At 63.7% G+C, this 25,146-nt stretch carries 23 protein-coding genes; 6 read left to right on the forward strand and 17 right to left on the reverse strand.

Annotation, left to right across the window (positions count from 1 at the left end; translation table 11 throughout):
- Window positions 1-147: 147 nt before the first annotated feature.
- Window positions 148-1,344 carry an acetyl-CoA C-acyltransferase gene (locus UP10_RS20455; protein ID WP_044589081.1) on the forward strand — a complete coding sequence of 399 codons (1,197 nt, stop codon included), beginning with the start codon at window positions 148-150 and terminating at the stop codon, window positions 1,342-1,344.
- A gap of 104 nt (window positions 1,345-1,448) precedes the next feature.
- Window positions 1,449-2,747, forward strand: coding sequence for an MFS transporter (locus UP10_RS20460; protein WP_044589082.1), 1,299 nt, complete (start codon window positions 1,449-1,451; stop codon window positions 2,745-2,747).
- Between the two features lie 15 nt (window positions 2,748-2,762).
- Here UP10_RS20460 and UP10_RS20465 read toward each other — a convergent pair whose 3' ends face one another.
- Window positions 2,763-3,545: an acetoacetate decarboxylase gene (locus tag UP10_RS20465; protein ID WP_044589083.1), complete on the reverse strand. Its 783-nt coding sequence runs from the start codon at window positions 3,543-3,545 to the stop codon at window positions 2,763-2,765.
- A gap of 230 nt (window positions 3,546-3,775) precedes the next feature.
- Here UP10_RS20465 and UP10_RS20470 point away from each other — a divergent pair, with 230 nt between their 5' ends.
- Window positions 3,776-4,942, forward strand: coding sequence for a patatin-like phospholipase family protein (locus tag UP10_RS20470; RefSeq protein ID WP_050043758.1), 1,167 nt, complete (start codon window positions 3,776-3,778; stop codon window positions 4,940-4,942).
- A gap of 121 nt (window positions 4,943-5,063) precedes the next feature.
- Here the strand turns inward: UP10_RS20470 and UP10_RS20475 are convergent, their stop codons facing one another.
- On the reverse strand, window positions 5,064-6,623 hold the full coding sequence (locus UP10_RS20475) for an acyl-CoA carboxylase subunit beta (protein ID WP_044589084.1): 1,560 nt from the start codon (window positions 6,621-6,623) through the stop codon (window positions 5,064-5,066).
- Window positions 6,553-7,527, reverse strand: coding sequence for an IclR family transcriptional regulator (locus UP10_RS20480; protein ID WP_044589085.1), 975 nt, complete (start codon window positions 7,525-7,527; stop codon window positions 6,553-6,555). Before UP10_RS20480 ends, UP10_RS20475 begins: the two co-directional genes overlap by 71 nt.
- Window positions 7,528-7,657: 130 nt before the next feature.
- On the opposite strand from UP10_RS20480, the gene UP10_RS20485 reads away from it, so the two are divergent.
- Both UP10_RS20485 and glsA read left to right on the forward strand, forming a co-directional pair.
- Entirely contained in the window at window positions 7,658-7,879 is a 222-nt protein-coding gene (locus UP10_RS20485) for an acyl-CoA carboxylase biotin carboxyl carrier protein subunit (protein ID WP_044589170.1), read from the forward strand.
- Between the two features lie 290 nt (window positions 7,880-8,169).
- Window positions 8,170-10,029 (forward strand): glutaminase A, encoded by a 1,860-nt coding sequence (glsA, locus tag UP10_RS20490; RefSeq protein ID WP_044589171.1) that lies wholly within the window; start codon window positions 8,170-8,172, stop codon window positions 10,027-10,029.
- A 65-nt stretch (window positions 10,030-10,094) separates the two neighbouring features.
- On the opposite strand, the gene UP10_RS20495 is transcribed toward glsA, so the two are convergent.
- The 14 genes from UP10_RS20495 to UP10_RS20560 form a co-directional block, all read right to left on the reverse strand.
- Window positions 10,095-10,622: a carboxymuconolactone decarboxylase family protein gene (locus UP10_RS20495; protein ID WP_044589086.1), complete on the reverse strand. Its 528-nt coding sequence runs from the start codon at window positions 10,620-10,622 to the stop codon at window positions 10,095-10,097.
- 422 nt (window positions 10,623-11,044) lie between these two features.
- The gene (locus UP10_RS20500) at window positions 11,045-11,404 is read right to left on the reverse strand and encodes a Zn-ribbon domain-containing OB-fold protein (RefSeq protein ID WP_044589087.1); all 360 of its coding nucleotides are present in this window, start codon (window positions 11,402-11,404) and stop codon (window positions 11,045-11,047) included.
- Window positions 11,401-12,537, reverse strand: coding sequence for a thiolase family protein (locus tag UP10_RS20505; protein ID WP_044589088.1), 1,137 nt, complete (start codon window positions 12,535-12,537; stop codon window positions 11,401-11,403). Before UP10_RS20505 ends, UP10_RS20500 begins: the two co-directional genes overlap by 4 nt.
- A gap of 166 nt (window positions 12,538-12,703) precedes the next feature.
- Window positions 12,704-13,870 carry an acyl-CoA dehydrogenase family protein gene (locus tag UP10_RS20510; RefSeq protein ID WP_044589089.1) on the reverse strand — a complete coding sequence of 389 codons (1,167 nt, stop codon included), beginning with the start codon at window positions 13,868-13,870 and terminating at the stop codon, window positions 12,704-12,706.
- Between the two features lie 11 nt (window positions 13,871-13,881).
- Window positions 13,882-15,084 carry a CaiB/BaiF CoA transferase family protein gene (locus tag UP10_RS20515; RefSeq protein ID WP_044589090.1) on the reverse strand — a complete coding sequence of 401 codons (1,203 nt, stop codon included), beginning with the start codon at window positions 15,082-15,084 and terminating at the stop codon, window positions 13,882-13,884.
- A 207-nt stretch (window positions 15,085-15,291) separates the two neighbouring features.
- Entirely contained in the window at window positions 15,292-15,501 is a 210-nt protein-coding gene (locus UP10_RS20520; RefSeq protein WP_044589091.1) for a hypothetical protein, read from the reverse strand.
- A gap of 72 nt (window positions 15,502-15,573) precedes the next feature.
- On the reverse strand, window positions 15,574-16,746 hold the full coding sequence (locus tag UP10_RS20525; protein WP_044589092.1) for an acetyl-CoA acetyltransferase: 1,173 nt from the start codon (window positions 16,744-16,746) through the stop codon (window positions 15,574-15,576).
- Window positions 16,747-16,789: 43 nt separating this feature from the next.
- On the reverse strand, window positions 16,790-17,440 hold the full coding sequence (gene eda / locus UP10_RS20530) for a bifunctional 4-hydroxy-2-oxoglutarate aldolase/2-dehydro-3-deoxy-phosphogluconate aldolase (RefSeq protein WP_044589093.1): 651 nt from the start codon (window positions 17,438-17,440) through the stop codon (window positions 16,790-16,792).
- Complete coding sequence (locus UP10_RS20535; protein WP_044589094.1) at window positions 17,437-18,393, reverse strand: sugar kinase; 957 nt, start codon at window positions 18,391-18,393, stop codon at window positions 17,437-17,439. The genes eda and UP10_RS20535 overlap by 4 nt, the downstream gene beginning before the upstream one ends.
- A gap of 29 nt (window positions 18,394-18,422) precedes the next feature.
- The gene (gene denD, locus UP10_RS20540; RefSeq protein ID WP_044589095.1) at window positions 18,423-19,409 is read right to left on the reverse strand and encodes a D-erythronate dehydrogenase; all 987 of its coding nucleotides are present in this window, start codon (window positions 19,407-19,409) and stop codon (window positions 18,423-18,425) included.
- Window positions 19,410-19,490: 81 nt separating this feature from the next.
- Window positions 19,491-20,366, reverse strand: a complete 876-nt coding sequence (locus UP10_RS20545; RefSeq protein ID WP_044589096.1) for a carbohydrate ABC transporter permease — start codon at window positions 20,364-20,366, stop codon at window positions 19,491-19,493.
- 2 nt (window positions 20,367-20,368) lie between these two features.
- Window positions 20,369-21,268 carry a carbohydrate ABC transporter permease gene (locus UP10_RS20550; RefSeq protein WP_044589172.1) on the reverse strand — a complete coding sequence of 300 codons (900 nt, stop codon included), beginning with the start codon at window positions 21,266-21,268 and terminating at the stop codon, window positions 20,369-20,371.
- A gap of 116 nt (window positions 21,269-21,384) precedes the next feature.
- Window positions 21,385-22,698: an ABC transporter substrate-binding protein gene (locus tag UP10_RS20555; RefSeq protein WP_044589097.1), complete on the reverse strand. Its 1,314-nt coding sequence runs from the start codon at window positions 22,696-22,698 to the stop codon at window positions 21,385-21,387.
- A 47-nt stretch (window positions 22,699-22,745) separates the two neighbouring features.
- Window positions 22,746-23,807 carry an ABC transporter ATP-binding protein gene (locus tag UP10_RS20560; RefSeq protein WP_044589098.1) on the reverse strand — a complete coding sequence of 354 codons (1,062 nt, stop codon included), beginning with the start codon at window positions 23,805-23,807 and terminating at the stop codon, window positions 22,746-22,748.
- 208 nt (window positions 23,808-24,015) lie between these two features.
- Here UP10_RS20560 and gntR point away from each other — a divergent pair, with 208 nt between their 5' ends.
- A complete protein-coding gene (gntR, locus tag UP10_RS20565; protein ID WP_044589099.1) occupies window positions 24,016-25,044 on the forward strand; it encodes an HTH-type transcriptional regulator GntR in 1,029 nt (342 codons plus the stop codon).
- Window positions 25,045-25,146: the final 102 nt, after the last annotated feature.

Raw genomic sequence — 25,146 nt, forward strand, 5'->3', positions numbered from 1 at the left:
ACACCGAACAAGGTGCCGGGACGACGGCGGGATCCAATTCATGCGAACGCGAGATTTTGTCATGCCCAGGCTGGGTTGCATTTTTTGCGCCGCATCATATGATGCGTATAATCCAATAGAATCTCCGGCATTGAAGGGAGTCCTGCCATGGCATCCAGCCCCGATCCCGTCGTTATCCTGTCCGCCGCCCGTACCCCGCTGGGCCGTTTCATGGGGGAACTCACGCCTCTTGCCGCCCATAAACTCGGCTCGCATGTCATCGGGGCGGCGCTCGCGCGCGCCAAACTGGCGCCCGAGCGCATCGAAGAGGTGTTCATGGGCAATGTGTTGCCGGCCGGCCAGGGCCAGGCCCCTGCCCGCCAGGCCGCGCGCGGCGCAAAATTGCCCGATGCCACCGGCGCCACCACCGTCAACAAGGTCTGCGGCTCCGGCATGAAGGCGACCATGCTCGCCCACGACATCATCAAGGCCGGCTCGGCCGAGATCGTGCTGTCTGGCGGCATGGAGAGCATGAGCAACGCGCCTTATCTTTTGCAGAAGGCCCGCGGTGGCTATCGCGCCGGCCACGACCGCATCATCGATCACATGATGATGGACGGGCTTGAAGATGCCTATGAAACCGGCCGCTCGATGGGCGATTTCGGCGAGGCCACCGCAGAAGCCTATCAATTCACCCGCGCCGACCAGGACACTTACGCGATGGAAACGCTGAGCCGCGCCCGCAAGGCGGTCGAGGGCGGCGCCTTCAAGGCCGAGATCGCGCCGATCACGCTTGCCGAGAAGGCCGGCCCGCGCGTCGTCGCCAATGACGAGCATCCGCTGAAGGTCGACCCGGCGAAAATCCCCGGCCTGAAGCCGGCGTTCCGCGCCAACGGCACCATCACGCCGGCTGCCTCCTCGGCCAATGCCGACGGCGCCGCCGCGCTGATCCTCGCCCGGCGCTCGCTCGCCGATCGCGACGGGCTCCCGGTGCTGGCCGAGATCAAGGGCCACGCCACCCACAGCCAGGAACCGCAATGGTTCACAACAGCGCCGATCCCGGCGATCAGAAAACTGCTCGACAAGGTCGGCTGGAGCGTCGGCGACGTCGACCTGTTCGAGATCAATGAGGCGTTCGCGGTCGTCGCGATGGCGGCGCAGCGCGACCTCGGGATTCCCCGAGACAAGCTCAACATCAATGGCGGCGCCTGCGCGCTCGGCCATCCGATCGGCGCCACCGGCGCACGGCTGATCGTGACGCTGCTGCATGCGCTGGAGGCGCACGGCCTGAAGCGCGGCGTCGCGGCACTGTGCATCGGCGGTGGCGAAGCCACCGCGATCGCGGTGGAGCGGGTCACGCATTAGACTTGCCGACCGAGTCCGGAAACGAGGGAACCATGTCATTTTAGACGTTGCTCCCTCGTGCTATGTTATCTCGAATTGATTTCCTGTCAGACATCTGGGGCCCAATGATCTCGAACTGGCTTGCTGCAACCCTCGCCCGCCGCAACATCCACTACGGCTGGGTGATGGTCGGTGTCACTTTCCTCGCCGGGCTGATCTCGGCCGGCACCGTCGGCGCGCCCGGCGTCTTCATCGTGCCGCTGCAGAAGGAGTTCGGCTGGTCCACCGCCGAGATTTCCTCCGCGCTGTCGATCCGCTTCATCCTGTTCGGGCTGATGGCGCCGTTCGCTGCCGCGCTGCTGAATCGTTACGGCCTGCGTAACGTGACGCTGGTGGCGCAGCTGATCGTGGTCTCCGGACTGCTTGCCTCGCTCGCCATGACCCATGTCTGGCAGCTGGTGCTGCTGTGGGGCGTCGTGATCGGGATCGGCACCGGCATGACCGCGCTGGTGCTCGGCGCAACCATCGCCGCCCGCTGGTTTGTGGCCCGCCGCGGCCTCGTCGTCGGCATCCTGACCGCGAGCGTCGCGACCGGGCAGCTCGCCTTCCTGCCGCTGCTCGCGACCCTGACCGAGCGCTATGGCTGGCGCGTCGCACTCGCGCTGGTCTGCGTCGTGCTCGGCGTCGCCGCTTTTGCCGTGCTGATGCTGATGCGCGACCGGCCGAGCGATCTCGGCCTGCGGCCATACGGCGATGAAGGCACCGCGCCCTTGCCCGCCCCTCCGCCGGCCAATGCGCCGATCATGTCGGCCGCGCTCGGCACGCTCCGCGACTCCGCGAAGTCGCGGGTGTTCTGGATCCTGTTTGCGACCTTCTTCGTCTGCGGCGCCTCGACCAACGGCCTGGTCCAGGTCCATTTAATCCCGATGTGTCTCGACTACGGCATCCCGCAGGTGCAGGCCGCGAGCCTGCTCGCCGCGATGGGCATCTTCGACTTCTTCGGCACCATCATCTCCGGCTGGCTGTCGGACCGTTATGACAATCGCTATCTGCTGTGCTGGTATTACGGCCTGCGCGGGCTGTCGCTGGTGTGGCTGCCGTTCTCGGACTTCTCGTTCTACGGCCTGTCGCTGTTTGCGATGTTCTACGGGCTCGATTGGATCGCGACCGTGCCGCCAACCGTGCGGCTGACCGCGCAGCGCTTCGGCGCCGAGCGCGCCAACATGGTGTTCGGCTGGATCTTTGCCGGTCATCAGCTCGGCGCCGGCGTAGCCGCGTTCGGTGGGGGCCTGTCGCGGACGCTCTACGCGAGCTACCTGCCGGCGTTCTTCATCGCAGGCGCGCTGTGCGTGTTCGCGTCTGTGATCGTGCTGGCGATCTCGCGGCCGGAGCCACAACCACAGGCGAAACCGGTCGCCGCCTGAAAATATCGGTGGGAGCTACTCCGCAGCAAGGCTAGTCGGCGCGGCTTCGTGAGCTTGCTTGTTGTAGTCGTGCACGACGCGGCCGAACGGCAGCGTCAAATCGGCCAGGAAATGATGCGCACCGATGACGCGCTTGACCGGGAAGTCGGCCACCGGCGCGTTGACATGCGGCACCAGATGCAGCCGGCCGGGCCCGATCCACGAGCCCTTGACCACAATGTCGGTGAGGTTGATCGCGACCAGTTGGCAGATCTCGAGATGGCCATCGACGCCCGGGATCATCTTCAGATTGATCTGCGTCTTCGACAGCGTGGCGCGGGTGACGTCGCCATTGCCGGCCATCGCCTCGTGCTTGTAGCCCATCGTGCCCATGGCGACGAGCTGCCCGGCATATTCCAAAGTGCCGGTCAGCGTGTCCTTGACGATCTCGAGCTTGGGATGGGCGTATTTCTTCGGAAAGCCCCAGATCTCGCGGCCGGCCGCGATCGGCGGATCGTCATCGAGATACATCTGGCAGACGAAATTGACGTCCTCGCCATGCAGCCGCGCCGGGATTACGAGACCGGACTCAGTGTAGCTGCCGAAGCCGGAAGAGTCGGGCATCTTGATCCATTCATAATGCACGATCGGATCGGCGATCGGCTCAAGCGGCTCGGGCAGGCCGGCGCGGATCAATTCCGGATCGGTCTCGTAGGTGATGACGAGGAATTCGCGGTCGACGAAACGATAGGGCCCGGCCGGATAGCTCGGACCGGCAGCCGGCATCGACGGAAGCTTGAGCAGATCTTCCCTGCGCATCGTGAAATCCCCTTGTTTGGAAAAATTGATCGGAGGCTAGCCGCCGAGATTGACAGCGATGTGAGGGATTTCCGTCAGCCGCGTGACCTGACCCGTGTGACCTGCGTTTTGCGGAGAGGCCAATGCTAACCATGCAGGCAAACGCACCAGATGCACCGCGCGCGGGCGGCAGCCTGTCATCACGGCGTCACGGCTGCGCTGAATTCTCGCCGCAAATTGGAGTGCCAGTCATGGACGCGCGATCCCCTCATATCGACGATATCGATCACCAGATGCCGGGCTGGCGGCCCGAGGGGTGCAATCGGGTCGCGCTGGTGCTGCAGGGCGGCGGCGCGCTCGGCGCCTACCAGGCCGGCGTCTATCAGGCGCTGCACGAGGTCAATATCGAGCCGGACTGGGTGTGCGGCGTCTCGATCGGCGCGATCAACTCGGCGATCATCGCCGGCAATCCGCCGGAAAAGCGGCTGGAGCGGCTGCATACGTTCTGGGACCGCATCACCAGCCGCAAGATCTGGCACTACACGCCGGACGGCGACATCTTCCGCAAGGCGCGCAACTTCACCAGTTCAATGATGACGACGACGCTGGGGCAACCCGGCTTCTTCACCCCGCATCAAGCCAATCCATGGTTGAGCCCGACCGGTTCGCGCACCGCCACCAGCTATTACGACACCGCGCCGTTGCGCGAGACGCTGCTTGAGCTGGTCGATTTCGACCGCATCAATTCGAAGACAATGCGCTTCGCAGTCGGCGCCGTGAACGTGCTCTCCGGCAATTTCATCTATTTCGACAATGCTCATGACGAGATCATTCCTGAGCACATCATGGCGAGCGGCGCGCTGCCGCCGGCCCTGCCGATGGTGAAGGTCGGCACCGATCATTTCTGGGATGGCGGCATCGTCTCCAACACGCCGCTGCAGCATCTGCTCGACCAGGAAGACAACGCCAACTCGCTGGTGTTCCAGGTCGACCTGTTCTCGGCTCGCGGCACGCTGCCGCGCGACATCCAGGACGTGATGGCCCGCCACAAGGACATCATGTATTCCTCGCGCACCCGCTACAACACCGACGTCTACCGCAAGACCTATAGCCTGCGCACCGCCCTGCACAACGCGCTGGCAAAAATCCCTGACGATCAATTGTCCGAGGAAGAGCGCCAGCTCAAGAAATCCAACAGCAAGCTGCCGGGGATCACGCTGCTGCAACTGATCTATCAGCAGAAGGCCTATGAGGGCGACGCCAAGGACCACGAATTCTCCGGCACCTCGATGCGCGAGCACTGGGCCAGCGGACATGAGGACACCAAGCGCTCGCTGAAGCGGCGCGACTGGATCAAGATGCCCGAGAGCGGCATGGGCATCGTGATCCACGACGTGCATCGCGAGAGCGAGCCGTAGAATAATGATGTCATTCCGGGATGGTCCGAAGGACCAGACCTCAGGTGCGCAATTGCGCACCGGGGAATCTCGAGATTCCGGGTTCGATGCTTCGCATCGCCCCGGAATGACGGGTCAGAAACTACGGCCGCGTCGACATGTTGCTCGGCGGGCCGACGTTGCGGATCGGCTCGGCCAGACGCGCGAACTCGCAGAGCAGTGAACGCGTCTTGCGGGGGTCGATCACCTCCTCGACCCAGAACTTCTCGGCCGAACGAAACGGCGAACGCAGCTTGTTGAGACGATCCTCGATCTCGCGCTGCTTCGCCGCGGGATCGGCGGCCGCGTCGATCTCGGCGCGATACGCCGCCTCGATGCCGCCTTCGAGCGGCAGCGAGCCCCAATAGGCCGACGGCCAGGCGTAACGCATCGAGAAACGGTTGGCCGGCTGATGTACCACGCCGGCGACGCCGAAGGCATTGCGGATGATGATGGTGCACCAGGGCACCGTGCTCTGGTTGACCGCCGCCATCGCACGCACACCGTGGCGGATGGTGGCGGACTTCTCCGCCTCGAGCCCGATCATGAAGCCGGGACAATCCATCAGATAGACCACCGGCAGATGGAAGGTCTCGGCGAAGTCGACCCAGCGCACCACCTTCTGGCAGGCATCCGCGGTCCAGGAGCCACCATAATGGAAGGGATCGCTGGCGAGCACGAACACTGCACGGCCCTCGATCCGCGCCAGACCGGTGATGATGGGCCGGCCGTAATTGGCTGATACCTCGAAGAACGAGCCCTTGTCGACGACGGCCTCGATGATGGGGCGCATCTTGTAGACCTGCCGCCGGTTGCGCGGCACGGCCGTCAGCAGCGACTCCTCGGCACGCCGAGGATCATCGGCGCAGGGAATGGTCGGCGGCAGCTCGTAGACCGACGACGGCAGATAGGACAGGAATCGCCGCGCGCAATCGAACGCCTCCGCTTCGGTCTCGACCGCCTGGTCGATCGCACCGGCTCGGGTCTGGATGTCGGCGCCGCCGAGCTCCTGCTTGGTCAAATCCTGGCCCAGCCGCTTCACCACCGGCGGTCCGGCGACGAACATCGCGGAGCTCTTGGTCATGACAGAATAATGCGTCGCCGCCAGCCGCGCCGCGCCGAGGCCGGCAACCGAGCCGAGCCCGAGCCCGACCACAGGCACGCGCGCCAGATTTGATGTCGTGTACCAGTACCAGCGGGTGCCGCCGACGCCGCCCGGCAGATTGGCCGCGCCCTTGGTCTCGATCGTCTTGACCGAGCCGCCGCCGCCGGAGCCCTCGATCACCCGGATAATCGGCAGACGGAAGTCGTGCGCCATCTCCTCCGCCATCAGCGGCTTGGCGGAAATCGATGCGTCGGCCGATCCGCCACGCACCGTAAAATCGTCGCCGACGACGACCACGGTGCGGCCGCCGACCCTGGCGCGGCCGAACACGCAGTTCGCCGGCGTCAGCTGCTTGAGTTCGTTGTTCTCGTCATATTCGGCGATGCCGGAGATCGCACCGATCTCGTGGAAGCTTTCCTTATCAACCAGCCCGTCGATACGCTCGCGGACGGTCAGCCGGCCCTGGTCGCGCTGCCGCTTGACCTTGTCAACGCCTCCCATCTCCCGCGCGAACGCTTCGCGCCGGGCGAGGTCGTCGAGTTCCGGCTTCCAGTTCATTCATTGCCTCCGTCTTGATGATTTTATTGTTGTTATGGGCCGTCACGGGAAGCGATTTTCGCTCGATCCGATTGGTGAAGATGTCGCCATCGGCGCCTTCGAGCAGGCTGCCGACCGCGGCGGCGAGGTCGACCATGTGCGGCGCGACCTCCTTGTGCAGCCGCTTCTCGTCATACATCGCCGAGAGCAGCCCAATCGTGGTCACCACATAGGTCTGATATTGCGGCGACCAGAGCGGCACCCCGACGCCGTTGATATGCGGGCTCCACAGGCCGCAGGCGACGACATAGCCGTGCTCGCGCAGGTGGCGCCTGTTGGCCTCGATGCGCGGTGTCAGCATCTTGGCGCCATCAGGCAGCTCGCGCTCCATCTCGGCGATCAGCGCGTCGCCGAGCAGCGGATCCAGCGCGGCAGTATAGGCTTGGCCGGCGGCCGTCGTCGCCATCGAGATGCGGCTGCCGGTGGTCTCGTGCAGGCCGAGCGCGTTCGCAGCGCGGGCAAATTCGAGATAGACCATTTGAAAGCGGTCGGGGATCACGAAGCCCACGGTGCCGGGCAGCTGATCGGCGACCTCCTGCAGGCGCAGCCGGATCAGATTGCGTAGCTGCAATCCCTTCATCATCGTCGTGCTCATCGCGACAGCGCTCGGACCGATGCGATACTTCTGATCGCGCGGCAGATAGACGAGTTGTCCCATCCGCGTCAGCGTGTGCGTCAAGCGCGACACCGTCGAGCGCGGCAGGCCGCAGCGGTTGGCGATTTCGAGATTGCCGAGCCGCGCCTCGTGCCCCTCGAAGCACCGCAACACATCGAAGGCGCGCGACACCACCTGGATCACGTCGCCATCGCCTGTTTCGCTGGCGAGTAGTCCCTGCCGGCTAAGCCGTTCCGAGCGCCGTCCCATATTGTTTCTCTCCATTCCGTCATGCGGAATAAAATTCCACTTGCAGATGACGCTACCTCAGGCAATCTGCGGCCACAACAAAAAGCCGTTCGCCGGACGAAATTTCCGCAAGACGGTATCGGAGAGTGGAATGCCTGAGATCAAGGTCGTGACCGAAGTTGCCGGGCGCGTTTGCGCGCTTTCTGTTCAACCCGGCAGCAGCATCGGAGACGGCGACGAAATCGCGTTCGTCGAAGCCATGAAGATGGAAATACCGGTCACCTCGACAACATCAGGTAAAATCAAGTCGATTCTGGTGAAGATCGACGATGTCATTGCCGAGGGCCAGGCGATTGCGATCGTCGAGACCTGACGACGACCGTCCCGCCTCTTCGCGCGGTCCTCCCTTCGCAAACACTGCCTTCGGGATCGTCTCATCTTTCAAGCGACACTGCGTCATCAGCGGCTTTGCTTTCGAAACATTTTCGGCACGAAAGTTTCACAAGATGAAACAATTTGCGAGCGATCGCTCGCTTGGCTGGTGCCTCGGTTCGAGACCGATTGCCGTCGAATCTCGGACCCATCCAGATCGGCCTGCCCCGCACCAAATGTCTGGGCGCACTCGGTTGCGCGCATCTTGATTGCGTTGCACAACATGAGGCGATGAAACAATCGCCGCCTCCCGTCACCGCCATCACCACGGCCTGGACCAGCTCGAAGCCGCCGCTGCTGCGGTTTTTGCGCGCCTGTTACGCAGAGTTCCTGCCCGAGACCGGCGGCGCCCTCGCCAACTACATTCCCGAACTCGGCAAGGCCGACCCTGCCCATTTCGGCATCAGCCTTGCGACCCTCGACGGCCATGTCTACGAGGTCGGCGACACCAAAATCCCCTTTACCATCCAGTCGATGTCGAAGCCGTTCGTGTTCGCGCTGGCGCTGGACACACTGGGCGCCGAGCGGGTGGAAAGCGTGATCGGCGTCGAGCCGTCGGGGGATCCCTTCAACTCGATCAGGCTGAACGCGGACAACCATCCGTTCAACCCGATGGTCAATGCCGGCGCGATCGCCTGCTCCGGTCTGATCCACTCCGCCAAGGGCGATGGCGCGTTCGAATGCGTCCGGCACGCGCTCGGCCGCTTCGCCGGCCGCGAGCTCGACGTTGATGAGGCGGTCTACGCGTCCGAGAGCGCGACCGGCGACCGCAACCGCGCGATCGGCTATCTCTTGCGCACCAATGGCGTGATCACCGAGAACGTGCCTGATGTGCTCGCCGTCTATTTCCGGCAATGCGCCATCCTCGTCACCGCGCGCGACATCGCGGTGATGGCGGCAACCCTCGCCAATCGCGGCATCAACCCGCTGACCGGTGAGCAGGTGGTGACGCCCTATGCGATCTCGCGCACGCTGTCGGTGATGACATCATCTGGCATGTACGACTATGCCGGCGAATGGATCTACCGCGTCGGCATTCCCGCCAAGAGCGGCGTCGGCGGCGGCATCCTCGCGGCGCTGCCGGCGCGGCTCGGGCTCGGCAGCTATTCGCCCAACCTCGACAAGCACGGCAACAGCGTGCGCGGCATCAAGGTCTGCGAGGCGCTGTCGGCGCATTACGACCTGCACATGCTCAACCGCAGCGATGACGCCCGCCACAGCATCATCGCCGACTACAATATCGGCAAGAACCCGTCGCGGCGCGTCCGTCGGCCGCAGGAGCAGGAGATCCTGGCCAAACACTTCCAGGAGGTGCGCGTCATCGAGCTGGTCGGCACGCTGTCGCTCTCCAATGTCGACTACGTCTCGCGCCGTCTCGGCGGTGGTCCGCGTCCGGAGTTCGTGATCTTCGATCTGCGCCGCGTCACCGCGACGACGCGCGCCGGCGCCCGCCTGGTGGCGGAAGCCTTCAAGGACCTGGCCGAGCTCGGTGTCACCGTGATCCTGTCAGGTATCAAACAGACGTCGCGGGAGTGGAAGACGATCAGCGAGTGGACCAGCGAGCTTGGCAATATCAGGGATTTCTACCTGCTCGACACCGCCATCGAATGGGCGGAGGACCAGATCGTCTATCGCTATGGCGGCTCGATCGACTTCCTCGAGACCACCGAACTTTCCGAACAGCCGCTGCTCGCCGGGTTGAGCGCGGAGGAACTGACCGACCTTGCCTCGCTCGGCACGATCAGAACCTATCAGCCGAACGAGAAGATCATCGCCGCGGGCGAAACCGCCACCTCGCTGTTCTTCCTGCGCAGCGGCGTGGTGCACGTCACGCTGCCCGACGGCATCCGCCTGGCGACGCTGACGGCCGGCATGGCGTTCGGCGAGATGGCGCTATTGGAGCCGAAGCGCTCTGCCAACGTGCTCGCTGATATGTCCGCGACCGCCTATGAGGTGGCGATCGCCGATTTCGAACGTTTCACCCAGCAGCACCCCCGCGCCGGCGAGCGCATCATGCGCAACCTCGCGCAACTGCTTGCCGATCGGCTGATCGTCGCGAATGCGAAGGTGGATCTGCTGACGTCGGGCTGAGTGTCTCCTCCCCCTCTCCCCGTTCTTACGGGGAGAGGGGGAGGGAAACGCCGCCCGGCGAGAAATCAGCTCACCACTTCCGTCACCGGCTGCAGATCGATCTCGAAGGTCTCCAAGAACTTCGACGTCATGATGTAGAAACCGACCGAGAGCTGCAGTTCGACCAACGCGCCCGGCGTGAGCTTCGACGCGATCGCCTTGAAGGTCGCATCCGTCGGCTTCTTCAGCTTGACGACCTCATCGGTGAAGGCGAGCGCCGCGCGCTGCACTTCGTTGAAGCAAGACGCGGCCTGCCAGTTGTCCAGCGCTTCGTTCTGCTCGTCGGTGACGCCGACATTCTTGCCGATCCGCTTGTGCGCGACGATCTCGTAGGGCGCCTCGCAGAGAATGCCGGTGCGCGTGATCGCGAGTTCGCGCACGATCGCGTCGAGCTCGCCCTTGTGGCGGATCGCGCCGCCGAGCCGGCAATATTGCTCAAAATAGCTCGGCGAATGCGCCATCATGCGGAAGATGTTGGCGTTACGGTTCTTGTCGAGAATTTCGCGGGTGCGCGGGCTTGCCGTCGCGGGATCGGAGTAGTCGATGCGGGCCATTTCCAAACCTTGATCGTGTTGTCGTTTCTATCGGGTTCCAAAACACTATCTGTCAGCCGTCGCGGGAGCAACACGGGCGAGCCAAATTGCCGCCGCAATGCTATACAACCCTGACACAGTCGATATTCGCAGAGTGGGGACTCATCAAAGCGAATACTCGTCGCGGGGTGTTCCGAGTACAAAATCTGGCCGTCTTGCGCGCTGTTAGCGCAATGGTGAGTCATGCCCGGGTCTAGGGAGAACGCATGAAGGAAGCCACCAAGAGGGCGGCCTCGGAGGCGCTTGCGCAAATGCTGGCGGTGACGGCAATGCTCGTCATCGCCAGCGTCATTTTCTACTGGCGATAGGTTCCGCAACTGCGAGGGGCGAAAGCGGCAATCCGGCTCTGGTTATGCGTGCTGGCTCGTTGTCGTCCAAGCCCCTCACTTCGCCTTGGCGAAGTAGGGAACCAGCCGTCCCGCGAATTGTGTGAAGCGCGCCGCGACCTTGTCGCCGATGGCAAGATCATTGTCGCCATGGGCCATCATGCGAAATCCTTCGTCGGCATCGACGAGCACGATATTGTAGGGCACATGCGCCCGCGTCTCAGGCGTCGCGGCGCGGCAGACCAGCGACGTTGCATAGACCGTCCCTGTCCCGGTCGCTTGGTTCTCCGTCAGGTCGGTCGAGCCGCATGCGGCGCAGAAGCTGCGGCGAAAATATTGCCGGGCGCTGCACGCGCTACACACCTGATAGATGATCGCTTCGGCGCCCTTGGTCCAGTCTGCGATTGGCCCGCTCACCGCACGCGCTCCAGGAACATGCTGACATGCGACGACAGCACGCCGCCATCGCCATGCAGCAGCGCGACCGAGGCGTCGCGAACCTGACGATTGCCGGCGCGGCCGGTCATCTGCAGATGGGTCTCGACGAGATGCGCCATCGCGCCGCCGACGCCGCAATGGCCGTAGCTGAGCAGACCACCATGGGTGTTGAGCGGCATATCGCCGTTTTGGTCGAAGTATCCCGCGCGGACCCGCGCCGCCGCCTCGCCGCGCTTTGCGAGGCCGAGATCCTCCAGCAGCATCGCGAGCGTGATGGTGAAGCTGTCATAGATCGCGGCGTAGCGGACGTCCGATATGGCGATGCCAGACTCCGCCTTGGCCTTGGCAATCGAAATCTCCGCGCCGAGTTCGCTCAGCGCGGGCGCGGCCGTGACGTGCTGATGGGTGTGCGCCTGGGCGCAACCGCGGATGCGAACCCGCTTGTCGCCGATTGCCTCGCGGCTGATCACGAACGCCGCGCCGCCATCGGACACCGGGCAACAATCGAGCAGCTTGAGCGGCATCGCCACCGGCTTGGACGCCATCACGTCGGCAATTGTGATCGGCTCATGGAATTGCGCCCCGGGATGCGTCAACGCGTGCTTGCGCATCAGCACCGCGAATTCGGCGAGGTCGCCCTCGGTCACGCCGTACTCGTGCATGTAGCGCGTCGCGACGAGACCGTAATAGGCCGGGATCGTCGGCCCCAGCGTCACCTCGTAGTCGGGATGGCCGACCTGGGCCAGCGCCTGGATCGAGGCGTCGCGGCTCTGCCCGGTGAGACGGTTCTCGCCACCAACCACCAGCACATGTTTCGCCACGCCGGCATCAACCAGATGGTGCGCCAGCATGGTCATCGCGAGGCCAGTCGCGCCGCCGACCTGCACGGCGTGGGCGTAGGACGGACGAATGCCGAAATGCTCGGCAAACACAGTCGCAAGCATGATGTGCGGCGAGACTGTGGAATAGCCGCACAGGATGCCGTCGATGTCGGATCGCTTCAGCCCGGCGTCGGCGATGGCTGACTCGGCCGCCTTGCTCATCAGGTCGAGCGAGGATGAGCCTTCGTGCTTGCCAAAGGACGTGAGGCCGACGCCGGTGACGAAGCTCATCGCATTCTGTCCTCGTCATTCCGGGGCGCGCGGAGCGCGAACTTCGGTGTGCAATTGCACACCTGAGAATCCATTTCGCCGCAACCGCATGCGGCGTGATGGATTCCGGGTCTGCGCCTGACGGCGCATCCCGGAATGACGCTGTGGGGAAATCGCATACCCACCATCAATACGACTTCGGAAGGCCGAGCACCTTCTCGCCGATGAAGCTGAGAATGAGCTGCGGGCTGATCGGCGCGATGCGCGGGATCAGGGATTCCCGCAGGTAACGCTCCACGTGGTATTCCTTGGCATAGCCGAAGCCGCCATGCGTCATCACGGCCTGCTCGCAGGCGTGGAAGCCAGCCTCGGCGGCGAGATATTTTGCGGCGTTGGCGGCCGGGCCGCACGGCAGGTTCTGGTCGTATTGCCAGCCGGCGCGCAGCACCATCAGCCAGGCCGCCTCGAGCTCCATCCAGTTCTTCGCCAGCGGATGCTGGATCCCTTGATTCATGCCGATCGGCCGGTTGAACACGATGCGGCCCTTTGCGTAGTCCGACGCCCGCTTCAGCGCGATCTGGCCGAGGCCGACAGCTTCGGCCGCGATCAGGATGCGTTCGGGATTCATGCCGTGCAGGATATATTCGAAGCCGCGGCCTTCCTCGCCGATGCGGTCCTCGACCGGGATTTCGAAATTCTCGAAGAACAATTCGTTGGAGTCGACGGTCTTGCGGCCCATCTTCTCGATCTCGTGCACGGTGACGCGCTTGCGGTCGAAATCGGTATAGAACAGGCTCAGCCCGTGGGTCGGGCTGCGCACCTCTTCCAGTGTCGTGGTGCGCGCGAGCAGCAGGATCTTGTTGGCGACCTGCGCGGTCGAGATCCACACCTTCTGGCCGTTGACGATGTATTTGTCGCCCTGGCGCACCGCACGCGTCTTGAGCTGGGTCGTGTTGAGGCCGGTGTTCGGCTCGGTCACCGCAAAGCAGGACTTGTCGCGGCCGTCGATGATCGGCGGCAGCATGCGGTGGCACTGCTCCTTGGTGCCGAACACGACGACAGGATTGAGCCCGAACACGTTCATGTGCACCGCCGATGCGCCGGACATGCCGGCGCCCGAGTACGAGATCGTGTGCATCATGATCGCGGCGTCAGTGATGCCGAGGCCGGAGCCGCCGTACTCCTCGGGAATGCAGATGCCGAGCCAGCCGGCGTCGGCCAGCGCACGGTGGAAGTCGGCCGGGTAGCCGCCTTCCTTGTCCTTCTTCAGCCAGTAGGCATCGTCGAAGCGCGAGCAGATTTTTCCGATGGCGTCGCGGATCGATTCCTGGTTGGGGGAGAGTGCGAAATCCATGGGCGCTGTCCTTAAGTGGTGGGCGCGAGCTTGGTGACGCCGTCGCGCGCCATCGCGGCAATCTCGTCGGCGGAGAAGCCCGCCTCCCGCAAAATCTCTTCGCCGTGCTGGCCAAGACGCGGCGCCAGCCGCTGCGGCTCCGCCTTGGTCTCGGACCACCTTGCCGACACCTTCATGTTGCGGATGCGGCCCTCGGTCGGATGCTCGGTGACCGGAAAGACCCCGGTGGCGACGATGTGCGGATCCTGCAGCAGGGTTTCGAGATCGTGCATCGGCATCACGGGCACGTCGGCCTTTTCAAGGATCTCGTTCCACTCCGCCGTGGTCCGGGTCAGCAGGATGCGCGCGAGCTCGGCGTAGACAACATCAATGTTGGTGGCGCGGCCGGCGAAGGTCGCGAATTTCGGATTGCTGCGGAGATCCTCGCGGCCGGTGGCCTTGAAGAAATTCTCCCACTGTTTGTCGTTGTAGACGATCACACAGACATAGCTGTCCGAGGTCTTGTAGGGCCGCCGGTCCGGCGACAAATGTCGCGCGTATCCACCCTTGTCGAGGGGCGGATCGTAGGTCAGCCCGCCCATGTGGTCGCCCATGACGAAGCCCGCCATGGTCTCGAACATCGGAATGTCGACGCGCTGGCCCTGCCCGGTCCGGTCGCGATGCACGAGGCTGGCGCAGATCGCGCCGACCGCGGTGAGACCGACGATGCGATCGACCAGCGCGTTCGGCACGTAGCGCGGCACGCCGTCGGACGTCTGCGCCATCAGCGCCGGCAAGGCTGTGGCGCCCTGGATCAGATCATCATAGGCGGGTTTTGCGGCATAAGGCCCCTCTTGGCCGAAGCCGAACACGCCGGCATAGACCAGTCGCGGATTGATCTTCGAGACCACATCGTAGCCGAGCTGCAGCCGCGCCATCGCCTGCGGGCGCACATTGTAGACCAGCACATCGGCCTTCGCGATCAGCCGCAGCACGGCGTCGCGTCCGGCCGGCTTCTTCAGGTCGAGGCAAATCGAGCGCTTGCTGCGGTTGGTGTTGAGGAACACCGGGCCCATGCCGGGATGCCGCGTCGGCCCGATCTGTCGCGTCACGTCGCCATCGGGCGATTCCACCTTGATGACGTCGGCGCCGTAATCACCGAGCATCTGGGTGGCATAGGGTCCCATCAGCACGGTCGTCATGTCGACGACCTTGATGCCCTGCAGTGGTCCCATGGTCCTGTGCGCTCCCGGCTGTTCTGGTTGGAAACCTAGTAACGGGAGGTTTTCGCGGAGATCAAGCCGTGCCCGGCGTATGGGCGCATGCGTACCGGCGCCGAGTCGTCCTAACGAGGCAAAACGTAGGGTGGACCAAGCGAGCGTGCCCACCATCACACGCTGTGGCAAGGATGGTGGGCACGGCGCTTCGCGCCTTTGCCCACCCTACGGCAGATATTGCCCCGGCAGAGCCTCACGCGCCTTCAACAGCTTCTCCAGTTCCGCATTCTGCTGTTCGAGACGCTCGGAAATCCGCTCCTCGACCTCGGCGCCGCCCGCACCGGCGGCCTGCTCAATCAGTTGCCTGATATTGTCCCGCAGAATTGCGATGCGGTCGTTTAGTTCAGACAGCGATAGCGAGTTTTCGATTGCCATGGTGCATTCTCCGGTGACAAGCCACCACGAGGTCAGCGCGCTAAAGAATTCACGAGCCTCCAACCTTGCCTCTTATTTTGCAGGCTCCAAAATCGAGACGTAGTTCGCGACCGCAGCACCGCCCATATTGAAGATGCCACCGAGCTGCGGGTTCTTGAGCTGCATGCCCTCCGGCGCTTGACCGGTGAGCTGCATCGCGGTCATGACGTGCATGGAGACGCCGGTGGCGCCGATCGGATGGCCCTTGGCCTTGAGGCCGCCGGACGGATTGACCGGCAGCTTGCCGTCTTTTTGCGTCCAGCCTTCCTTGATGGCCCGCGCGCCCTGCCCCTTCGGCGTCAGGCCCATCGCCTCATATTCGATCAGCTCGGCGACCGTGAAGCAATCATGAGTCTCGACAAAGGTGAGATCGGAGAGCTGCAGGCCGCTCGTCTGCAGCGCGCGTTGCCAGGCGACGGTGCAGCCTTCGAACTGCAGGATGTCGCGCTTCGACATCGGCAGGAAATCCTGCGCATGCGCGGTGGCGCGGACGTTGACCGCCTTGCCCATGGTCTTGGCGGTCTCGGCGTCAGTCAGCACAAGTGCTGCGGCGCCGTCTGATACCAGCGAGCAGTCGGTGCGCTTCAGTGGGCCCGCCACGTAAGGATTCTTCTCGCTCTCGGCGCGGCAGAACTCGAAGCCAAAGTCCTTGCGCATCTGCGCATACGGGTTGGCGACGCCGTTCTTGTGGTTCTTGGCCGCGATCATCGCCAGCGCATCGGACTGGTCGCCGTATTTCTGGAAATAGCTCTGCGCGATCTTGCCGAACACGCCGGCAAAGCCGCCGACGGTGTCGCCGTCCTCAGGCAGGTACGACGCCTTCAGCAGGTTCTTGCCGATCTCGGCCGAGGGCGTCCGGGTCATCTGCTCGACGCCGACCACCAGCACGATCTTTGCGGCACCTGCTTCGATGGCGCGGATGCCCTGGTGCACGGCGGCGGAACCGGTGGCGCAGGCATTTTCCACACGCGTTGTCGGCTTGAAGCGCAGCGCCGGATTGGCCTGCAACACCAGCGACGCCGTAAAATCCTGCGGCGAGAAGCCGGCGTTGAAATGGCCGAGCATGATCTCGTCGACATCGGAAGCCGCAATGCCGGCATCGGCCAGCGCCTCGTTGGCGACCTTGACGACGAGGCTCTCGACGGTTTCCGCGTCGAATTTGCCGAAAGGCGTGTGCGCCCAACCGACGATGCTGGCTGCAGTCATGGCCGTTCTCCCTGTTCCTATCGGAGGTTTATGTAACCCATCTTCAGGCCGCTTTCAGCGATTTCATCGCCCGCGCGCACATGGCGGTTATGCCGGCCCAGTTGCCGGCGCGGACGTCTTGGGACGGGCAAAGCCAGGACCCACCGACCGCCAGCACATTCGGCTCGGCGAGCCAGGTCGCCGCATTGGCCTCGCCAATGCCGCCGGTCGGGCAAACCCTGACGTTCGGAAACGGCCCGGCCAATGCCCGCAGTGCCTTGATACCGCCAGCCTGCTCGGCCGGGAAGAATTTGACGACGTCGAAGCCGTGCGCCAGCGCCTGCATCAACTCGGACGCGGTGGCGATCCCCGGGGCGAACGGCAGCCGGCTGGCCGCCGCCGCCTTCAACAGTTCGGGGGTGGCGCCAGGGCTGATGCCGAATTTGGCGCCGAGCGCCTCGGCGCGCGCCAGATCGTCACCATTGAGGATAGTGCCGATCCCGACGATCGCATCAGGCACTTCAGCTATCATTGCCTTGGCCGCCTCGATCGCGACCGGCGTGCGCAGCGTGACCTCGAGCGTCCGCACGCCGCCGGCGACCAGTGCCCTGGCGAGCGGCACCGCGTCCTCGAGCCGCTCGATGGTCAGCACCGGGATCACGGTGGCTTGGCGGATCAGCTCGGCGATCTGGTCCTGCTTTGATGTCGATGTCATTGGGAGGCCTTGCGGGATGTTGAGGGCCGTGGCGCCTTCTTCGGCGGCATGGCGTAGCGTGGAATGATTGCGCCGGGATAGCCTACCACGGCGCCGGCGAGGCGATGGCCAGCACGGGCCGCGTCCTCCGGCTCGGCGCCGCCGAGACGCGCGGCAAGGTAGGCGGCGGCGAAGCTGTCGCCGGCCGCCGTGGTGTCGACCACCGGCTTGGTCAGCGGCTCCGCCCTCACCTCGCTCGACCCGCCGGCATAACGGAGGATGCACGATGGCTCGGCGAGCTTCAGCACCACTTCGGGGCTGGAGATGCCGGCGAGCAGCGCGGCGTTGCTTTCGCCGGGATAGAGCGGCGCCAGATCCTCGGTCGACGCGAGCACGATATCCGCGCCTTCGAAGGCGCTGCTGAAGACCTTGCGCGCGACATCCAGGTCCGGCCAGCCGCGGGCCCGGAAATTGGTATCGAACGCAAACCGAGTCCCCAGCAGCCGCGCGCGCTTCAGCGCCGTCATCAACTTTTCCCGTCCGCCCTCTTGCAGAATCGAGAGCGTGATCGCCGAGAGATAGACGATGTCATAGCTCGCAAGCGAGTTCAGCATGTCGTCGGTCTCGGGCAGGTCCATCAGGCTGCGCGCGGCCGCACTCTCGCGCCAATGGAAGAAGCGCCGCTCGCCCTTGTCGTCGGTCTGGATCAGATAAAGCCCCGGCAGCTTGCCGGGCAGCCGCGCGACGCGCTTTGTACCAATGCCTTCAGCGGCCCAGCCCGCGATCATCTCGTCGCTCAGCGCATCGTCGCCGAGCGCGGTGATGTAGTCGACGTCGACACCGAGCCGGGACAGATAGACGGCGGTGTTGAGCGTGTCGCCGCCATAGAAGCGCGAGTACAGCGCGCCGGCCTGGCCCCCCGGGGCCTGGCGCAGCTCGATCATGCACTCGCCGATGCAGGCTACCCTGGTCATCTCAAGAACCGCGTTCGCCCGGACGTCGCTTAAGCAGCAAACTTGCCGCCGAGCTCGTCCTCGATATGGATGCGGATGATGTCGTCGAACGTCTTCTCGGCTGTGGTGAAGCCGAGCTTGAGCGCGCGGTCGGTGACGAAATCGCGCGGCCATCCCGAGACGATGCCGATGATGGTCGGGTCGGCTACGCGCTTGATGCGCGCGGCGACATTCTTGCCGGCGACGCGATCGAGCGCTGCGATCTGCTCGCCGACGGTGACCGACATCCCGGGCATGCTGAGATTGCGCCGCGGGCCTATCGCATTGAGATCCATCGTGCCGGCGTGGATCAGGAAGCCGACCGCCGATTTCGGCGAAGCGTGCCAGTGCCGCACGTCCTCAGACACCGGCAGGATCGCTTCCTCGCCGGCCAGCGGCTCGCGCATGATGTTGGAGAAGAAGCCGGACGCGGCCTTGTTCGGCTTGCCGGGCCTAACGCAAATTGTGGGCAAGCGAATGCTAATGCCGTCGAGCAGGCCCTTGCGGCTGTAATCGTTGATCAGGAGCTCGCAGATCGACTTCTGCGTGCCATAGCTCGTCAGCGGCGTATGGAAGAATTCGTCGCCGATCTTCTCCGGGAATGGCGCGCCGAACACCGCGATCGAGGACGTGAACACCAGCCGCGGCTTGTAGCCGCTACCGGCCGCGCGGATCGCGTCGATCAAATGGCGGGTGCCGTCGAGGTTGATCCGGTAGCCCTTGTCGAACTCGGCCTCCGCCTCGCCCGAGACGATCGCGGCGAGATGGAAGATCACCTCCGGCCGCTCGGCGATCAAGGGTGCCGCGACGCCGGCATCGGCGAAATCGGAGGCAACCACGTTGACCGGGATCGAGGCGTTCGCGGGCTTCGCCGGCGCGACCACGTCCTGCAGCGTCATTTTGGTGATGTCGTGGCTGCCGAGGCGGCCGTCGCGCAACAACCGTTCGGTGAGTTTGCGGCCGACCATGCCGGCGGCGCCGAGGATGAGAATGTGCAAGAGCCTGCTCCTTCTTCTTATTGGGCCTTCATATTGGTCGGAACGCGCCGCCTCGGGCGCGTCCTGATGGCTGGCCCGCAATCACTCCTTCACGGCACCGGTCATGGCCGAGACATAGTACTCCACGAAGAAGGAATAAAGGATAACTACGGGGATCGACCCGGTTAGCGCCGCCGCCATCAGCGCGCCCCAATGATAGACGTCGCCGTTGACCAGCTCGGTGATTGCGCCGACCGGAATCGTCTTGTTTTCGGACGAGGAGATGAAGGTCAGCGCGTAGATGAACTCGTTCCACGACAACGTAAAGGCGAAAATGCCGGCCGAGATCACTCCTGGAAGCGACAACGGCAACGTGATCTTGGTCAGGATCTGCAACCGCGTCGCCCCGTCGATCAGCGCGCACTCCTCGAGTTCATAGGGGATGGTGCGGAAATATCCCATCAACAGCCAGGTGCAGAACGGGATCAGGAAGGTCGGATAGGTCAGGATCAGCGCCAGATTGCCGTCGAACAGCCCGAGCTGGAACACGATCGCGGCCAGCGGAATGAACAGGATGGACGGGGGAACCAGATAGCCGAGGAAGATCGCAAGCCCGACATAGCGCGAGCCCTTGTAGCGGAGACGTTCGATCGCATAGGCCGCACAGACGCTGGCAAACAGCGAGATGAATGTCGAGGACACCGAAACGATCACGGTGTTCCACATCCATTGCGGATAGTCGGTCTCCAGGAACAGCTTCTTGATATGGTCCAGGGTCGGATGCGCGACCCAGAACGGGTTGAACTTCTCGTAGTCGTACATCTCCGCGTCGGGCTTGAAGGTCGTGACGACCATCCAGTAGAACGGGAACAGCAGGAAGAACATGATCAGCCCGAGCGGAAGATAGACCCGCAGCGCCCGGCGCGGCAGGCTCTCCAAGTAGGACATTCCGACGCTTTGGTCGTCCGCGGTGGTCATAGTCAGTCTCTCCCGCCCTGCTGCCAGCGGGTGCGCTGAAGGCCAAAGAAGCTCAGCAGGATCGCGGCAACCAGGAACGGGATCATCGCGTTCGAGATCGCCGCACCCTCGCCGAGATTGCCGCCGGTGATCGCGCGCTGGAACGACAGCGTCGCCATCAGATGCGTCGCATTGATCGGTCCGCCCCGCGTGATGGTGTAGATGAGCTGGAAGTCGGTGAACGTCATCAGCACCGAAAACGTCATGACCACGGCGATGATCGGCGACAGCATCGGCAGCGTGATATGACGGAAGCGTTGCCAATTGGTGGCGCCGTCGAGATTGGCCGCCTCATAGAGCGAGGGCGAGATCGTCTGCAAGCCCGCGAGCAGCGTGATCGCCACGAAGGGCACCCCGCGCCAGATATTGGCGGCGACAACCGACCAGCGCGCGTTCCAGGGGTCGCCGAGGAATTCGATGTATCGTGTGATCAAGCCGGCCTTCACCAGGACCCAGGAGATGATCGAGAACTGGCTGTCGTAGATCCACCAGAACGCGATCGCGGACAGCACCGTCGGCACCACGAACGGCAACAATACGATCGCTCTGACCACCGACTTCAGCGGCAGCCGCTCGTTGAGCAGCAGCGCCAGGTAAAGTCCGATCGCGAATTTCACCGCGCTCGCGGTCACCGTGTAGAAAATCGTATTAAACACCGAGAGCCAGAACACCGAGTCCTTCGCGAGCGAGACGAAGTTCGCCATGCCGATGAAGCGGCCGGCGCCGCCGATTTTGGTATCGGTCATCCCGAGCCAGAAACCCAGCGCGAGGGGATAGGCCAGGAACAGAACGAGGATGGTGATTGCCGGCACCATGAACATCGCGCCCAGAAAGTGACGACTCTGGAACGCGCTGGACCACATGCTGGTGCGTTTGATCGTCGCAACGCTGGGCTCGGCCAGAATTGCCATGTTGGACTTCCCCCTCACGGATGGTGGCGGCGTTCAGCAAGCAAGCTGGACGCCGCCGGAGTAGCGGATCAGACTTGATAGTAGCGCTTGGCGCGCTCGGCAGCCCGAGCTGCCGCTTCCTTCGGCGTCACCGAGCCGGAGGCGGCTTCCGCGAACATGTCGACCACGACGAAGTCGCCCATAACGGCGGCCGAGGCGTAGCCGAGGTCACCGGAAAAGCCATTGTCGAGGCAGCGCTTCAAGCAGTCGCGGTACGGCGTGATCTTGGGGTCCGACGTCCAGACCGGATTGTCGTTGTAGGCCGGCAGCGGCGGCGAGACGTAGCCGTTGGAGGAAACCTCCCACGCGTCGTAGTTTTCCTTGTCCCACATGAAGCGGATGTATTCCTTCACCGCCTTCGGGTATTTGGAATATTTGTAGCCGTAGGCGACCAGCACGTTCTGCTGCTCGGTCGAGTGGCCGACCGGGCCGATCGGCATCGGCGCGTGGTCCATATCCTTGGCGATTTCCTGCTGCTTCGGATCCGGGGAGTTCTTGCCGACCGTCCAGATCGAGATGCCGTTCAGGGTCAGGCTGAGCTCGCCGGCAAGGAACGCCTTGTTGTTGTTGGAGTCGTTCCACGACAGCACGCCCGGGATGAACGTCTGATAGAGCTGCTTGACGTATTCGAGCGCGGCAACCGTCTCCGCAGAGTCGATCACGACCTCGTTCTTCTCGTTGACGACCTTGCCGCCATGCGCCCACAGCGCCCACTGGCACCAGCCGTTGGCGTCGCCCGTGGCATGGCCGAGCGCGAAGCCGGCCGGCGTGTTGTTCTTCTTCAGGGCCTGGCAGAGCTTGAGGAAGCCAGCCGTGTCCTTGGGGAATTCATCGAAGCCGGCGGCCTTCATGTGGCTGATGCGGTAGTTCAGGCAGCCACCGGTCGCGCCTTGCGGGATCGCAATCCAGCTATTGCCCTTCTTGCCGTACTTCTCCGCGACCGGATACCAGCCGCCATACTGGGCGCCGAGATACTCGGCAACGTCGGTGACGTCGATCAGCTTGTCCGGGAATTTGTGGGGATCGTCGAGCGTCCCGAGGATCAGATCCGGGCCGGCGCCGACATTGGCGGCGACCGCGGCCTTCGGCCGGATATCTTCCCAGCTCTCGGCTTCGAGCTTCACCTTGACGCCGGTCGTCTCGGAGAATTTTTTGGTGAGCTCAGCGAACTTGTCATACTCGGCCTGAATGAACTGCTTCCAGCGCAGCACCCGGATCGAGGCATTGGGCTCCGGCGTGTTGGTCCAGGTCGCGGCATGCGCCGGGACGATTCCCGGACCGGCCAGAACGGCCGTCGCGCCAAGCCCGGCCTTGAGGACATCACGCCTGTTAAAATCGCTCATGGTTCCCTCCCTAAATTTTATATTTGTATGGGTTGGTTTTTACGTCGCTACATGCGTTTGCCGGTCGCATCGTCGAACAGGTGGACGAGCGAAGGATCCGGCTTGAGCCGAACCTTGTCGCCCGGATTGAATTGGTGCCGCTCGCGGAAAACCGCGACGACCTGCTCGCCGCCAAGCTTGGCGAACACTTGAGTCTCCGAGCCGGTCGGCTCGACCACCACGATCTCGGCCTCCGCGCCGTCATCGGCGATGGTGAAATGCTCGGGCCGCACGCCGTAGACCGCGGGCTTGCCGTCGGAATTGGCCGGCACCGATTTCAGCGGCAGCTTGACGCCGTTCGGACCCTCGAAATACGCCGAGCCGTTGACCCTCACATTGCCTTTCAGGAAATTCATCGCGGGCGAGCCGATGAAGCCGGCGACGAACTGGTTTTCCGGCGTGTCGTAAAGCTCCAGGGGCGAGCCCATCTGCTCGACGATACCGTCATGCATCACCACAATCTTGTCGGCCATGGTCATGGCCTCGATCTGGTCGTGAGTGACGTAGACGGTGGTGGTGCGCAGCCGCTGATGCAGTTCCTTGATCTCAGTGCGCATCGCAACCCGGAGCTTGGCGTCGAGGTTCGACAGCGGCTCGTCGAACAGGAACACCTGGGGATCACGCACGATGGCGCGGCCCATCGCGACGCGCTGGCGCTGGCCGCCGGACAATTGCCGGGGATAGCGGTCGAGCAGCGGCGTCAACGCCAGGATTTCCGCGGCGCGATTGACGCCCTTCGAGATTTCCTCGGCCTTGGCGCCGCGCAGCTTGAGCGAGAAGCCCATATTGTCGGCGACCGTCATATGCGGATAGAGCGCGTAATTCTGGAACACCATCGCAATGTCGCGCTCTTTGGGCTGGACATTGTTGACAACGCGGTCGCCGATCGAGATCGTGCCCGAGGTGATGTTCTCCAGCCCTGCGAGCATGCGCAGCAGGGTCGACTTGCCGCAGCCGGAGGGACCGACGAGCACGACGAACTCGCCATCCTCGATCGGGATCGACACGCCGTGCAGGACTTCAAAATTGCCGAACGATTTGCGCACGTCCCGAATCTGGACCGACGACATCCGCTTCCCTCCCTCAAGTTTCCCGGCGACGTACGACGAGTACCGCGACCGCTCTGTTTTTGCTCAGGCCACGCTGGGTGCGCGGCTCGATTGGACTGGCGTTATTGTCCGCAGTTTATCCGGTTTTGGCAATCGTTCGATTAGCAACGGCTTGGTAGCGCTGTCAATATCAGTTTGTCGCCGGCGGTGCCTGTGATATGAGCGGAAAATGGCCCGAAAGCGCATCACGCCAGGGAAGATCAGGCTCACCGAAGTCGCCAAGCTCGCCGGCGTCAGCCCGATCACGGCCTCGCGCTTCTTCAGAAACCCTGAAGCCCTCTCGGTCGGCAAGCGCGCGCGGGTCGAAAGTGCGGCAAATGAGCTCGGCTACGTCCCCAACCTCGCCGCGCGGGCGCTCGCCTCGCAACGCACCGAAGTCATCGGTGTCCTGATCCCGTCGCTGACCAACAATGTGTTCGCCGACGTGTTGCGCGGCATCTATGACGCGCTCGAAGGCAGCCGCTACAGCATTCAGCTCGCCAACACCCGCTACAGCATCCTCCAGGAAGAGCGCCTGCTGCGTCTGTTTCTGGCACAGAAGCCGGCCGGCCTCATCGTGACGGGCATCAACCAGACTGCCGATTCTCGCGCCATCATGGAGACGGTCGATTGTCCGATCGTCCAGATCATGGAGGTCGGCCCCGCGCCGGTCGACATGATGATCGGATTCTCGCATTTTGACGCCGCAAAAGCCGCAATCTCCCACCTTATCGCGCAGGGCTACCGCCGGATCGGCCTGCTCGGCGCACGCATGGATCCGCGGGTGCAGCGGCGGCTCGACGGCTATCGATCCGCAATGACCGACGCCGCGCTGTTCGACCCGCGGCTGATCGTCACCACGGCGGTACCGACCTCGGTAACATTAGGTGGCACGCTGTTCGCCGACCTGCTCGCCAAGGCGCCCGACATCGATGCCGTGTTCTGCGTCAATGACGACATCGCGCTCGGCGCGCTGTTCGAATGCAAGCGCCGGCATATGATGGTGCCAGACCAAATGGCGATCGTCGGCTTCAACGATCTCGAATTCATGGCATCGAGCGAGCCGACGCTAAGCAGCGTGCGCACCAACCGTTACGAAATGGGCAGGAACGCTGCCATGATGGTGATCGAAACGCTGGAGGGACGCCGGCCGGCCGCGCCGGTGGTCGATCTCGGCTTCAGTGTCATGGAACGGCAAAGCTCGGCGCGACGCACCTGACATCCACCCGTCGGGGGCCTGTCACAGAAGGGTCAAAAATGACAAAATGATAGCGCAACCAAGGACCTTCAACTAAGGTCCAATTCCTCAGGCTGCGACACC

The organism is Bradyrhizobium sp. LTSPM299 (assembly GCF_000938235.1).
GTDB lineage: Bacteria > Pseudomonadota > Alphaproteobacteria > Rhizobiales > Xanthobacteraceae > Bradyrhizobium.